This window comes from Demequina lignilytica, assembly GCF_030418305.1.
Classification (GTDB): Bacteria; Actinomycetota; Actinomycetes; order Actinomycetales; family Demequinaceae; genus Demequina; species Demequina lignilytica.
This window is the reverse complement of record NZ_JAUHPX010000004.1, coordinates 39173-51397: the sequence shown is the minus strand read 5'-3', so window position 1 is coordinate 51397 and position 12225 is coordinate 39173. Positions and strand designations below refer to the sequence as shown.

At 69.9% G+C, this 12225-nt stretch carries 12 protein-coding genes; 7 read left to right on the top strand and 5 right to left on the bottom strand.

Going from position 1 to position 12225, the window contains the following annotated elements; genetic code table 11:
* Positions 1-40: 40 nt before the first annotated feature.
* Genes QQX10_RS07490 through QQX10_RS07480 form a run of 3 tightly spaced genes read left to right on the top strand, consistent with a single transcriptional unit; the run spans position 41 to position 3652 of the window.
* On the top strand, positions 41-967 hold the full coding sequence (locus QQX10_RS07490) for an ABC transporter permease (RefSeq protein ID WP_301118871.1): 927 nt from the start codon (positions 41-43) through the stop codon (positions 965-967).
* Positions 960-1901, top strand: a complete 942-nt coding sequence (locus tag QQX10_RS07485) for an ABC transporter permease (RefSeq protein WP_301118872.1) — start codon at positions 960-962, stop codon at positions 1899-1901. The genes QQX10_RS07490 and QQX10_RS07485 overlap by 8 nt, the downstream gene beginning before the upstream one ends.
* Positions 1898-3652: an ABC transporter ATP-binding protein gene (locus QQX10_RS07480; RefSeq protein WP_301118873.1), complete on the top strand. Its 1755-nt coding sequence runs from the start codon at positions 1898-1900 to the stop codon at positions 3650-3652. The genes QQX10_RS07485 and QQX10_RS07480 overlap by 4 nt, the downstream gene beginning before the upstream one ends.
* Positions 3653-3750: 98 nt before the next feature.
* Here QQX10_RS07480 and QQX10_RS07475 read toward each other — a convergent pair whose 3' ends face one another.
* Positions 3751-3948, bottom strand: coding sequence for a hypothetical protein (locus QQX10_RS07475; protein WP_301118874.1), 198 nt, complete (start codon positions 3946-3948; stop codon positions 3751-3753).
* A 58-nt stretch (positions 3949-4006) separates the two neighbouring features.
* Here QQX10_RS07475 and ychF point away from each other — a divergent pair, with 58 nt between their 5' ends.
* A complete protein-coding gene (gene ychF / locus QQX10_RS07470; protein WP_301118875.1) occupies positions 4007-5092 on the top strand; it encodes a redox-regulated ATPase YchF in 1086 nt (361 codons plus the stop codon).
* Positions 5093-5240: 148 nt separating this feature from the next.
* Positions 5241-5639 (top strand): VOC family protein, encoded by a 399-nt coding sequence (locus QQX10_RS07465; protein ID WP_301118876.1) that lies wholly within the window; start codon positions 5241-5243, stop codon positions 5637-5639.
* Positions 5640-5649: 10 nt separating this feature from the next.
* Here the strand turns inward: QQX10_RS07465 and QQX10_RS07460 are convergent, their stop codons facing one another.
* A complete protein-coding gene (locus tag QQX10_RS07460; RefSeq protein WP_301118877.1) occupies positions 5650-6813 on the bottom strand; it encodes a low temperature requirement protein A in 1164 nt (387 codons plus the stop codon).
* A 113-nt stretch (positions 6814-6926) separates the two neighbouring features.
* Here QQX10_RS07460 and QQX10_RS07455 point away from each other — a divergent pair, with 113 nt between their 5' ends.
* Entirely contained in the window at positions 6927-7292 is a 366-nt protein-coding gene (locus QQX10_RS07455; protein ID WP_301118878.1) for a RidA family protein, read from the top strand.
* On the opposite strand, the gene QQX10_RS07450 is transcribed toward QQX10_RS07455, so the two are convergent.
* Entirely contained in the window at positions 7273-7962 is a 690-nt protein-coding gene (locus QQX10_RS07450; protein ID WP_301118879.1) for an HAD family hydrolase, read from the bottom strand. The genes QQX10_RS07455 and QQX10_RS07450 overlap by 20 nt on opposite strands.
* Positions 7963-7984: 22 nt before the next feature.
* Positions 7985-9364, bottom strand: coding sequence for an MFS transporter (locus tag QQX10_RS07445; RefSeq protein WP_301118880.1), 1380 nt, complete (start codon positions 9362-9364; stop codon positions 7985-7987).
* Positions 9365-9531: 167 nt separating this feature from the next.
* On the opposite strand from QQX10_RS07445, the gene QQX10_RS07440 reads away from it, so the two are divergent.
* Positions 9532-10566 (top strand): LacI family DNA-binding transcriptional regulator, encoded by a 1035-nt coding sequence (locus QQX10_RS07440; RefSeq protein WP_301118881.1) that lies wholly within the window; start codon positions 9532-9534, stop codon positions 10564-10566.
* A 71-nt stretch (positions 10567-10637) separates the two neighbouring features.
* Here QQX10_RS07440 and QQX10_RS07435 read toward each other — a convergent pair whose 3' ends face one another.
* Complete coding sequence (locus QQX10_RS07435; protein ID WP_301118882.1) at positions 10638-12182, bottom strand: ABC transporter substrate-binding protein; 1545 nt, start codon at positions 12180-12182, stop codon at positions 10638-10640.
* Positions 12183-12225: the final 43 nt, after the last annotated feature.

Genomic DNA, 12225 nt, shown 5'->3' with positions numbered 1-12225 from the left:
TTCTCATGTTCTCCACACTTGAATTCAAGGGAGCGCGCCCATGCTGATGTACGTGGTGCGCCGACTTCTCCAGGCGATCCCCGTGTTCCTGGGTACGACCTTCCTCATCTACTTCATGGTCTTCTCGATGCCGGGAGACCCCGTGCTCGCGCTCTTCGGCGACAAGACGCCGAACCCCGCGGTCCTCGAGGCCGTGCGTGCGCAGTACAACCTCGACCAGCCGTTCTTCGTGCAGTACCTGCTGTATCTGAAGAATCTGCTGACCGGCAACCTGGGCGTGACGTTCTCCGGCCAGGAGGTCAGCGAGGTCTTCGCCCGCGCCTTCCCGGTGACGCTGAAGCTCGTCGTCATGGCCGTGGTCATCGAGTTCCTGCTCGCCGTGATCATCGGCCTGATCTCGGGCCTGCGCAAGGGCGGGATCATCGACAACACCAACCTGGTGGTGGCGCTGGTGCTGAGCTCGGTGCCGCCGTTCGTGGCGCTGTTCCTCGCCCAGTACTTCATCGGGATCAAGCTCGGCTGGGCCCCCGTGACGGTGGGCGCGAACGCGACGTGGGGGGCGATGTTCCTCCCAGCCCTCGTGATCGCCCTGACCATCTACGTCACGGGCATGAGGCTCATGCGCGGCTCGGTCATCGAGGCCCAGAACGCGGACTACGTGCGCACCGCCTCGGCCAAGGGCCTGACGCGCGGCCGCATCGTCGGGGTCCACGTCGCCCGCAACTCGCTCATCCCCGTGATCACCAACACGGCTGCCAGCTTCGGCGCCCTGATCGCCGGCACCACCGTCACCGAGGGGATCTTCAACATCCCCGGCATCGGCAAGGTGCTCTTCGACGCGATCACCCGCGGCGAGAACGCGACCGTGGTGACCTTCGTCACCATCCTCACGATCATGTACGTGATCGTGAACATCCTGGTCGACCTGCTGTACGCCGTCCTGGACCCGAGGATCCGCTATGTCTGACCGCATCACCGAGCACTACGTCGCCCCCTCCGACCCGAACGAGGGCGGGGAGGTCGACAAGGTCCGCCTCAGCGACCGCAAGTCCAACCTCTGGCTCGACGCCTGGCGTGACCTGCGCCGCCGTCCGCTGTTCTACATCGCGATCGCGATCGTCGCCGTCGTGTCCCTCGCGGCGCTGTTCCCGTCGCTGTTCACGGACACGCTGCCGAACAACGACTGCCAGCTCGCCAACTCGAACGGCGCGCCCACCGAGGGTCACCCCCTCGGCTTCACCCGCCAGGGCTGCGACGTGTACGCGCGCATCGTCTACGGGGCGAGCACCTCGCTCTCCGTGGGCCTGCTCGTCGTCCTCATCACCGCCGTGATCGGCATCCCGATGGGCGCGCTCGCGGCGTTCTACGGCGGCTGGATCGACTCGGTCCTGTCCCGCGTGGGCGACATCTTCTTCGCGATCCCCTACTTCCTCGCGGCCGTCGTCGTGATGTCGGTGATGCCGCAGCGCAACGTGCTCGTCATCTCGCTCGCGATCGGTGGATTCGCGTGGGCGTCCCTCGCGAGAATCCTGAGAGCCGAGGTGCTCCAGGTGAAGAACCTCGAGTACGTCATGGCCTCCGAGGCCATGGGCCGGTCGAAGTTCTCCACCTTGGTCCGTCACGTGCTGCCGAACTCGCTCACCCCCGTGATCGTGTACCTCACGATCGCCCTGGGTGCCGCGATCACGGCGGAGGCGACCCTGTCCTTCCTGGGAATCGGCCTCGGCTCCTCGACCATGTCGTGGGGCAACGACATCGCGCAGGCGCAGTCGTCGATCCGCGTCGCGCCGATGGCCCTCTTCTGGCCGTCGCTGGCCCTGACCGTCACCGTGCTCGCCTTCATCATCCTGGGCGAGCTGATCCGTGACGCGCTCGACCCGAAGGCGAGGGCGCGCCGATGACCGAGGAGATCACCGTGGAGACCACCACGACCGGCAAGCCGGCCGCGGACCCCAACGCGCCCCTGGTCGAGGTCGACGACCTTCAGATCACGTTCAAGACCGGCACGGGCGACGTGCACGCCGTCCGCGGCGTGTCCTTCGACATCCACCCGGGCGAGACCGTGGCGATCGTCGGCGAGTCCGGCTCGGGCAAGTCGACCACCGCGACGGCGCTCATCAAGCTGCTGGCCGGCAACGGCCGCATCTCGGGCGGATCGATCAAGGTCGAGGGCACCGACATCACCCGCTACGACGAGAGCAAGATGGCGGCCGTCCGCGGCGGCGTGATCGGCTACGTCCCGCAGGACCCGATGTCGAACCTCAACCCGGTGTGGTCGGTCGGCTTCCAGGTCCGGGAGGCGATCCGTGCGAACGGCGTCGCGACCGGCAAGAAGAACATCGAGGCCAAGGCGATCGAGGTCCTGCAGCAGGCGGGCCTCGGCGACGCCGAGCGTCGCATGAAGCAGTTCCCGCACCAGTTCTCCGGCGGCATGCGTCAGCGCGTGCTGATCGGCATCGGCCTGGGCGCGGACCCGAAGCTGCTGATCGCGGACGAGCCCACGTCGGCCCTCGACGTGACCGTGCAGAAGGTGATCCTGGATCACCTCGAGTCGCTCACGCGCGAGAAGAACACGGCGATGCTGTTCATCACCCACGACCTGGGCCTCGCCGCCGAGCGCGCGTCCAAGCTGATCGTGATGAGCAAGGGCCTGATCGTCGAGGCGGGACCCAGCCTCGAGATCCTGCAGAACCCGCAGCACCCCTACACGAAGCGGCTCATCGCGGCGGCCCCGTCGCTCGCGTCGCGCCGCATCCACTCGACGGCGGGTCTCCCGGTCGCCGAGGGTGCGGACGAGCTCGACATGGCCGCTCTCGCCGAGCGTCACGAGGACACCGAGGCCGCCGTCGAGGCCGCGCCGGTGATGATCTCGGTCAAGGACCTGCGCAAGACGTACTCGATCCGTCGCGGGAGCTTCAAGTCGGAGCCGCTGCACGCGGTCGACGGCATCTCCTTCGACATCCACAAGGGCACCACCCTGGCGCTGGTGGGCGAGTCCGGCTCGGGCAAGTCCACCGCCGCGCGCCTGGTGCTCGGACTGGAGCCGCCGAGCGGTGGCGACATCACCGTGGGCGGCCAGTCGATGGCGAAGGCCTCCGCCAAGCAGCTGTTCGACCTGCGCCGCCGCATGCAGGTGGTGTTCCAGGATCCGTACGCCTCGCTCGACCCGCAGCGGTCGATCGGCGCGATCATCGCGGAGCCGCTCAAGGTCCACAAGGTAGGCGACCGCGCGAGCCGTCACGCCCGCGTCGAGGAGCTCCTCGAGCAGGTGGCGCTGCCGGCCGAGCTCGCCCACCGGTACCCGAACGAGCTCTCCGGTGGCCAGCGCCAGCGCGTGGCGATCGCCCGCGCCCTCGCGCTCAAGCCCGAGGTCGTGGTGCTCGACGAGGCGGTCTCCGCCCTCGACGTGCTGGTCCAGGCCCAGATCCTGCAGCTCCTCGCGGACCTGCAGGAGGAGCTCGGTCTGACCTACCTCTTCATCACCCACGACCTCGCGGTGGTCCGCGTGGTGGCCGACTCGGTCGCGGTGATGGAGCGCGGCAAGATCGTCGAGGCCGGCTCCACGGACGACATCTTCGAGAACGCCCAGCAGGAGTACACGCAGCGTCTGCTCGACGCGATCCCCGGCGCGGGCATCGAGTTCGGCAACTAGCGCGACACGCTCTCAGCGCCCCCGGGACCTTCGGTGCCGGGGGCGCTGCGCTGTATCTGCGCATCGTCCCGTCGTCGCGTGCCGATGCGGAGGCGGCGTCAGGACGATGCGCGGCGACGCTTCGGCTCGAAGGGCGCCACCGCGCCGAGGGGCGGGATCACCACCCCGGCCTGCTCCGCATCGTCCGGGAAGGGCGGCGCCTCGCCGACCACCTCGGTGGCCGGGCGGACCTTGTCGACGGCCTCCTGCTCGCGCGCGTGGCCGGCGCCCGGGTTGAAGATCTCGTCGAACGTCATGGCCTCAGGTTAGGCCCCGGGGACGGTGCGGGACCTGTCGCCGGTAGACTCGTCCCCCGTGGCTCTCACTATCGGAATCGTCGGCCTGCCCAACGTGGGCAAGTCCACCCTGTTCAACGCCCTGACCCGCGCGGAGGTGCTCGCCGCGAACTACCCGTTCGCGACCATCGAGCCCAACGTCGGCGTGGTCCCGCTTCCCGACGCCCGCCTGGGCCAGCTCGCCGAGGTGTTCGGCTCGGAGCGCGAGGTGCCCGCGACGGTGTCGTTCGTCGACATCGCGGGCATCGTCAAGGGCGCGTCCGAGGGCGAGGGTCTCGGCAACGCGTTCCTCGCGAACATCCGCGAGGCCGACGCGATCTGCCAGGTGACGCGCGCGTTCGAGGACCCCGACGTCATCCACGTCGACGGCAAGGTCGACGCCGCCTCCGACATCGAGACCATCAACACCGAGCTGATCCTCGCGGACCTCCAGACGCTGGAGAAGGTCGTCCCGCGCCTCGAGAAGGAGGTGCGCGCCAAGAAGGCCGACGCCAACCTGCTCGCGGCGGCGACCACCGCGAAGGAGATCCTCGAGTCCGGCAAGGCGCTCAGCGCCGGCGCGGCCGACGCGAAGCTCGACCTCGCGGAGGTCAAGGAGTTCAACCTCCTCACCGCCAAGCCCTTCATCTACGTGTTCAACACGGACGATGCGGGCCTGCTCGACGCCGACAAGAAGGCCGCTCTGGCCGCCCAGGTCGCGCCCGCCGAGGCGATCTTCCTCGACGCCAAGTTCGAGGCCGAGCTCGTCGAGCTCACCGAGGACGAGGCCCGCGAGATGCTCGCGGAGAACGGCCAGGACGAGTCGGGCCTGGACCAGCTCGCGCGGGTCGGCTTCGACACGCTCGGCCTGCAGACCTACCTGACCGCCGGCCCCAAGGAGGCCCGCGCGTGGACCATCCGCAAGGGCTGGACCGCGCCGCAGGCCGCCGGTGTCATCCACACCGACTTCGAGCGCGGCTTCATCAAGGCCGAGGTGGTCCACTTCGGCGACCTGCTCGACGCCGGGTCGATGGCGTCCGCGAAGGCGGCCGGCAAGGTCCGCATCGAGGGCAAGGACTACGTCATGCAGGACGGCGACGTGGTGGAGTTCAGGTTCAACGTCTGACCCGTCGCGCGCGCCGGCCGGGCATGGGTGTCCGTGCCGGGGACACGCGCGGCACTCAGGTCCGGCGCGGGCGCACGGGTTCGACGCCGGTAGGGCGGGCCCTCCGCCCCGCCGTGTGAAGACGCCGAGCCCGGGCTACGCTCGCGGCATGACCGACAAGGCGATCCCGTTCCTCATGTTCCAGGGTGGCGTCGGCCGTGAGGCCGTCGCCCTCTACACCTCGCTGTTCGAGGACGGCGAGATCCTCGATCTCGACGAGTACCCGCCGGGCGGTCCCGCGCCCGAGGGCACCATCATGCGCGGCCGGTTCCGCATCGCGGGCCAGGAGTTCTACGTCTCCGACAGCTTCATCGACCATGAGTTCGGCTTCACCCCGTCGCTGTCGATCTGGATCGAGGCCGGCTCGCCGGAGCAGCAGGAGCGGCTGGTCGAGGCGCTCGCCGACGGTGGCGCGACGCTCATGCCGCTCGACGGCTACGGATTCTCCTCCCGCTTCGCCTGGGTCAACGACCGCTTCGGGGTCTCCTGGCAGATCAACCTCGCCTGAGGCGGGCCCGCTACGCGTCCTCCTCGACCAGCGGCTGCTCGGTCTCGACGTCACGAGTTGCGGGCGGGTTGAGCACCAGCACCACCACGACCCCGACCAGCACGATCGCCGTCACCGCGAACGGCAGCGGGAGCAGCGGGTCCGCGAGCACCAGCCCCGCCCCGCCGAGCACCGCGACGTGGACCGCGCGGTTCGCGTGGTGCCGCACGGTGATCCACCAGATCACCACCATGAAGATCGCGACCGGCACCGTCACGGTGAACGAAGCGGCGGCCTCGCTGAGATGCGTCTCGTCCGTCATCGCGTCGATCTCGACCTCGATCCCCGCGGACACCGCCGCCGCGGAGGCGAACACCAGGTAGTGGGCGTAGCCCCACCGCAGGGCGCCCCAGAAGGACCCGATCTCGAGGTGGTGCGGCGGCCAGAAGTAGATCCACCACAGCGCGGCGGCGATGACGAGCGACAGCACGGCCAGGGAGGCGAGGGAGGCGAGATCCTCGCCGCCATGCAGCGCCTCGATGATCGCGTTCGACGCGGCCAGCAGGCTCTCCCCCACGACGATGATGGTGAAGAGCCCGTACCGCTCGGTGATGTGGTGGGGATGCCAGGGGGTGGGGGAGCGTCGCTCCGCGACCACGGGTACGGCGAGCTCCGCGACGATCAGCGTCACCACCACCGCGGCGCGGAGCGGCGAGTCCGGGAGGAGCAGCATCGCCAGCCAGAGCACCTGGAGCACGCCGATGCCGACCGCGTAGGTCAGCGCGGTGGTGCGGACGTCGCCCGCCCGCCGGGCCGCGCGCAGCCACTGCGCGATCATCGCCACGCGCATCACCACGTAGCCGAGCACCAGGAGCACCAGGTCGCCGTCGGAGAACGCGGGGCCGATGCCCGCCGCGAGCACCAGCACGCCGGCCATCTGCAGCACCACGAGCGCGCGGTAGAGCCAGTCGTCGGTCGCGAACGACGTGGCGAACCACGTGAAGTTCATCCACGCCCACCAGATCCCGAAGAAGACCAGCAGGTAGCCGGCGAGGCCGCTTGCGATGTGCGACTCCGCGAGCGCGTGGTGGAGCTCCGACGCGGCGATGCTGACGGCGACCACGAACACGAGGTCGAAGAACAGCTCGAGCGGTGTGGCGGCGCGGTGCTCCTCGCCGGGGTCCCGAGGCCTCATCGGCAGCAGCCTGAACCGTCCGCCGTCCCCGCGCGCTCCCGCAGTCATGGCCTCACCCTGCCAGAGCGCCTCCACCCGTGGAAGGCCTGCGCGCTCATGAGAGCATCGGCCTCATGAGCGAGCGCAGGCTGATCGGCTCCGGCGGCCCCTGGGAGGAGCGCGTCGCGTACTCGCGCGCCGTGGTCCGGGGCGACTGGTGCTTCGTGTCGGGCACCACCAGCACCGCAAGCGCCGACCCGGCCGGGCAGGCCGATGCGGCGCTCGCGATCATCGCGGCGTCGCTGAAGGAGGGAGGCTTCGCGATGACCGACGTGGTGCGGGTGCGCTACCTGCTCCCGGACGCCGCCGACTTCGAGGCCTGCTGGCCCGTGCTGCGCCGGTGGTTCGGAGACGTGCGGCCCGCGGCCACCATGCAGGAGTGCGGGCTGATCGACCCGGCGATGCGCATCGAGATCGAGGTCACCGCGTACCGCGGGTGACCTCCGCGAGCTCCTGCTCCTGGCTCAGCAGCGCCCGCAGGATCGGAAGGTCGACCAGGCTCAGCGAGTCGGTGATCCACCGCCGGGGCGCCGCGACCACCGGCGAGTGCGACGGCACCACGACGGTGCGCAGTCCCGCGCCCTCGGCGCTCGACGCCCCGGACTGCGTGTCCTCGATCGCGACCGCCTCGCCGGGAGAGACGCCGAGCGCGGCGAGCGCCATGAGGTAGGGATCGGGGTGGGGCTTCGAGCGGCTGACGTCGTCGCCCGCGACGATCACGTCGAAGGCCCGCCCGGGGACCTGTGCGCGGACGGTCTCGGCGATGCCCCGGTACGACATGGTGACCAGCGCCGTCGCGACGCCCTCCGCGGTGGCGGCGAGCAGCAGCTCCAGGGCGCCGGGGCGCCAGCTGACGCCCTGGGAGAGCCGGTGGGCGACCTCCGCGGAGATCTCATCGCCGATGTCTCGCACCGTGCCGGTGGCACCCCGCCGGACGAACTCCGCGCTGTAGACCTCGGTGGCCTGCCCGATCGACGCGATGCCGTCTGCCTCGGACCAGTCGATGCCGTGCCGTCGCGCCACCGCGGCCTTCGCGGCCAGCCACGTGGGCTCCGTGTCGGCCAGGGTGCCGTCGAGGTCGAACAGGAGGGCCTTCAGGGGGGTGCGCATGGGGACTCCGGTGGTCGGGCGCTCAGGCGCGCTGGGGGAGGGGACGATGCCGGGGCAGGAAGGCGCCGAGGATCCAGCCGATGAGGCCGGCCGCCGCCGCGAGGATGAAGCTCAGATGATACGCGGGCGCCGTGGGGACGGGGATGCCGTCGTACGAGGTCGCGATGCCCGCGAGGATCGCGCCGAGCACCGCGGCGGCGATGGTCGAGCCGAGCCACCGGAGCACCGAGTTGACAGCGTTGGCGGCACCGGTGCCGTGCACGGGCACCGCGCCGACGATCGCGAGGGCCGCGGAGGTGAAGATCATCACGGAGCCGATGCCGACCATGCCGGCGACGATCGAGAGCTGCCAGGGGTGGTCCATCCAGAGCAGCCCGACCACGTAGGCGGCGCCGGTGAGCAGCGACCCGGTGCGGATCACGGTGCGGGTGCCGAACCGGACGATGAGCCGACGCGCGAGCGGCGCGCCGAGCAGCATGCTGAGGCCGGTGGGGATGATCACGAGGCTCGCGGTGATCATGTCCAGGTCGAGCCCGGGGCCCGACCCGTCCTGGCTCTGCAGCAGGCGGGCCACCAGGCCGGGGATGGCGAACCACGTGAAGCCGCTCATGATCGTGATGAGGTTCACCATCAGCACCGGGCCCCGGAAGACCATCCGGAGGTCGATGAGGGGATCGCGGGTGCGCAGCTGCAGCCACGCCCAGAGGCCGAGGGTGGCGAGGCCGAGGCCGAGCAGCGGCGCGCACACCGGCGCGTGCCACTCGGGCCACTGCGAGATCGCGAGGACCACGGACGTCAGGCCGGCCGCGAGCACCACTCCGCCCGCCCAGTCGAACCTGGCCGGCGTGCGACGGTTGCCGCCGCGCACGAACACCATGATCGCGACGCCGCACAGCGTCGCGAGGATGCTGGCGAGCCAGAACAACCCGTGCCAGTCGAACAGCTCGCCGATGGTGGCCGACAGCGGCAGGCCGAGCGCCCCGCCGATGCCGTTGCTCGCGCTCACCGAGGCGATCGCGCCGGTCAGACGCTGCGGCGACACGGTGTCGCGCAGGACGCCCACGTTGAGCGCCATCACCCCGAGGCCGACGCCCTGGAAGGCGCGGGCGGTGATCACGCCGCCGAGCGAGGTCGAGAGCGCGCCGATCACCGAGCCGACCGCGATCACCGCGAGCAGGCCCACGAGCACGTGCTTCTTGCCCAGGATGTCGCCCAGCCGGCCGGTCATCGGCGCGGTCGCGCAGGCCGCGAGCAGCGCCGCGGTCAGCACCCACGAGACCGCGGCGGCGCTCGCGTCGAACACGCCGGGGAGCACCGGGACGAGCGGCGTCATGATCGTCTGGAGGAGCGACGCGAGCAGGGCGCTGGAGGCGACCGCGGCGATCGCAACGGTCTCGCGCACATGTGCGCGACCGTGTGAGGCGCTCTGGAACATGACATCAGAGTATTGCGCAACAATGCGCAACAGTCAATGGGCAAACGGACCTGTGTGACCTACGCCGCGCCTGGTCGCACACGTGCAACACGTGCGTTACGTTTGTGCGGATACCGATTCCAAGGATGGGGCGCATGGCCAACGAAGCACTGAGATCCACGCGGCGACCGAGCCTCCATGACGTCGCGGAGCGCGCCGGGGTCGCGGTCTCGACGGTCTCCCGCTTCCTCAACGGCCAGCTCGAGCTGCGCCCGGAGACCGAGTCGCGTGTGATGCAGGCGATCGAGGAGGTCGGCTACTCCCGGACGTCCGGGTCGTCGCGAGCGTCGTCCTCGAAGGGCGTCATCGGCCTGGTGGTGCCCCGCATCGGCAACGCTTACTTCGGCGGCATCGCGGAGAACGTGGTGCGCAGCGCCGACTCCTTCGGCCTCGCCGTGCTCATCGCCTCGACCTTCAACCAGGTCCGCCGTCAGTCGGATTATGTGGAGCTGTTCGCGGCGAAGGAGCTGGCGGGGATCGTGTATGCGGGGTCGACGACGTCGAATGCTGCGTTGGCGCGGTTGATCGGGTCGGGGATGCCGGTGGTGGTGATCGATGAGGCTCTGGTGGATGCGCCGCCGGTGGACACGGTGGTCGTGGATGACTATGCGGGGGCGTATCAGGCGACGGCTCATCTGGCGGCGTTGGGTCATGAGCGGATCGCGTTGGTGACGGGTCCGGAGTCGTTGGCGTCGGTGCGGGAGCGTCGGCGTGGGTTCGTGGATGCGTGTGTGCGGGCGGGTCTGGATCCTGAGGCGCAGTTCTCGTTGGCGGGGGATTTCTCGGAGGAGTTCGGGATCGGTGCGTTGTCGCATCTGTTGGCGGCTCCGCAGCGTCCGACGGCGGTGTTCGCGGCGTCGGATGCGATCGCGTTGGGGATGATGGCGGGGGCGCGGAACCTGGGGATCGGGATTCCTGGGGATCTGTCGATCGTGGGGTTCGATGATGTGCCCGGCGCCAGCCACGTCTCCCCCCGCCTCACCACCATCCGCACGCCGCTCGACCGCATGGCGAGCTCCGCGCTGTCCATGCTCTCGGCCCGCATCGACGACCCGGATGCCCCGGTGCGCCGCTCGGTGACGCCGGTGGTGCTCGTCGTCGGCGAGTCGTCGGCGCCCCCGAGCGCCTGACCGCTCCCTGAACGCCACGAGGGCCCCGTTCCGATCGGAACGGGGCCCTCGTGCTCGGGAGGAGCGGGGGATCAGGCCGCCGCGATGTCGTACACGGCCGGGAGGTAGTTCGACACGAGCATGTCGACCGTGAAGTCGGGGCTCACGGCCACCGAGCCCTGCACCGTGTAGAACGGTGCGAACCACGCCTGCTCGACGATGTACGCGTTGAGCTCCGCAGCCGTCGCGGCCTGGGTCTCGGCGTCGCCGTACTGGATGGTCTCGATGTACTCGTTCACCTGCGGGTCCTCGTAGTGGAACGGGTTGAAGGTCGCGGTGGGCGCGAGCGCGAACTGGATCAGCTGCCAGTCGGTGTTGCGCTCGAGGCCGAAGTACGCGGCCGGGAACTTCGGGGCGAGCAGGTCCGCGAACAGGTTGGCGCCCGGGTCGGTGTAGACCGCCGTGATGCCGATCTCCGCGAGCTGCTGGGCGATCAGCGTGTAGAGGGCGTCCGGAAGCAGCGCGGTGCTCATCATCGAGAGCTCCAGGCCGTCCGCGTAGCCCGCCTCGGCCATGAGCTCGAGGGCCTTCTCGGGGTCGTAGGTGTAGTACTCGTCGAGCGCCGGGTCGAAGGCCTCCGAGGTCGACGGGAACACCTGAGCGGTGACGGTGCCGTAGCCGGACTCGAGCGCCTGGAGCATCGCCTCCTTGTCGAACGCGTAGTTGATCGCCTGGCGGACGCGGACGTCGCCGAGCGCCTCGCTCATCTCGCCGCCGCGGTCGTACAGCTGGAGGCCGAACACGTCGAGCTCGTTGCCCACGACGCTCCAGCCGGAGGCCTCGATCTCGGGGATGTTGGAGTTGCTGGTGAGGCGTGCCACGTCGATGTCTCCGCCCTTGATGGCGTTCAGCGCGGCCGTCTGCTCGTCGTAGACGTTGATGACGAGCGTCTCGAAGTTCTGGAGCTCGGGAGCCCAGTAGTCGGGGTTGGCCGTGTAGACGTAGCTCGATCCGGACACCGTGGCAGCGGTGTCGAGGATGTACGGGCCGGAGCCGACGGTCTCGGTCGCGAGGTCGACTCCCTCGTCGATCGCGTCGGCGCTGGCGACGAGGCCGGCGGTGCGCGAGAGCATGTAGAGGATCGCCGGGTTGGGCGCGCTGAGCGTGAGCTCGACCGTGTAGTCATCGATCGCGGTGATCTCGGACACGTCGGCGAGGTCGCCCGCGTTCTCGGACGTGCCGTCCTTGAAGCGCTGGAGGCTGGCGACCACGTCCTCGCTGGTGAGGTCGGTGCCGTCGGTGAAGGTGATGCCGTCCTGGATGGTGAGGGTCAGCGTGAGGCTGTCCTCGCTGAGCTCCCAGCCCGACGCGATCATCGGCTCGAGCTCGCCGTCCGCGGTCTGGCGGATCAGCGTGTCGTAGGCCGCCTGGTAGAAGGCCGAGCGCGCGCCCCAGGCGCCGCCCGCGGGGTCGAGCGTGGCGGGCTGCGTGGTGACGCCCAGCCGCAGCTCGGTGATGCCGCTGCCGCCATCGGTGGTCGCGCTGCTGTCGCCCGCGTCCGATCCGCTCGCCGCGCAGCCGGCCAGAGCCAGCACAGCGACGGCGGCCGTGGCCATCGTTGCGTGAATTCGAGACATCAGTTCTCTCCTTGGGATCGCCCGCGGTCGCCTGGTCTGACCG

What these genes read in the sequence shown, in the direction of transcription:
- QQX10_RS07490 (WP_301118871.1), top strand. Translation starts at nt 41, where the DNA reads ATGCTGATGTACGTGGTGCGCCGACTTCTCCAGGCGATCCCCGTGTTC.
- QQX10_RS07485 (WP_301118872.1), top strand. Translation starts at nt 960, where the DNA reads ATGTCTGACCGCATCACCGAGCACTACGTCGCCCCCTCCGACCCGAAC.
- QQX10_RS07480 (WP_301118873.1), top strand. Translation starts at nt 1,898, where the DNA reads ATGACCGAGGAGATCACCGTGGAGACCACCACGACCGGCAAGCCGGCC.
- QQX10_RS07475 (WP_301118874.1), bottom strand. Translation starts at nt 3,948, where the DNA reads ATGACGTTCGACGAGATCTTCAACCCGGGCGCCGGCCACGCGCGCGAG.
- QQX10_RS07465 (WP_301118876.1), top strand. Translation starts at nt 5,241, where the DNA reads ATGACCGACAAGGCGATCCCGTTCCTCATGTTCCAGGGTGGCGTCGGC.
- QQX10_RS07460 (WP_301118877.1), bottom strand. Translation starts at nt 6,813, where the DNA reads ATGAGGCCTCGGGACCCCGGCGAGGAGCACCGCGCCGCCACACCGCTC.
- QQX10_RS07455 (WP_301118878.1), top strand. Translation starts at nt 6,927, where the DNA reads ATGAGCGAGCGCAGGCTGATCGGCTCCGGCGGCCCCTGGGAGGAGCGC.
- QQX10_RS07450 (WP_301118879.1), bottom strand. Translation starts at nt 7,962, where the DNA reads ATGCGCACCCCCCTGAAGGCCCTCCTGTTCGACCTCGACGGCACCCTG.
- QQX10_RS07440 (WP_301118881.1), top strand. Translation starts at nt 9,532, where the DNA reads ATGGCCAACGAAGCACTGAGATCCACGCGGCGACCGAGCCTCCATGAC.
- QQX10_RS07435 (WP_301118882.1), bottom strand. Translation starts at nt 12,182, where the DNA reads ATGTCTCGAATTCACGCAACGATGGCCACGGCCGCCGTCGCTGTGCTG.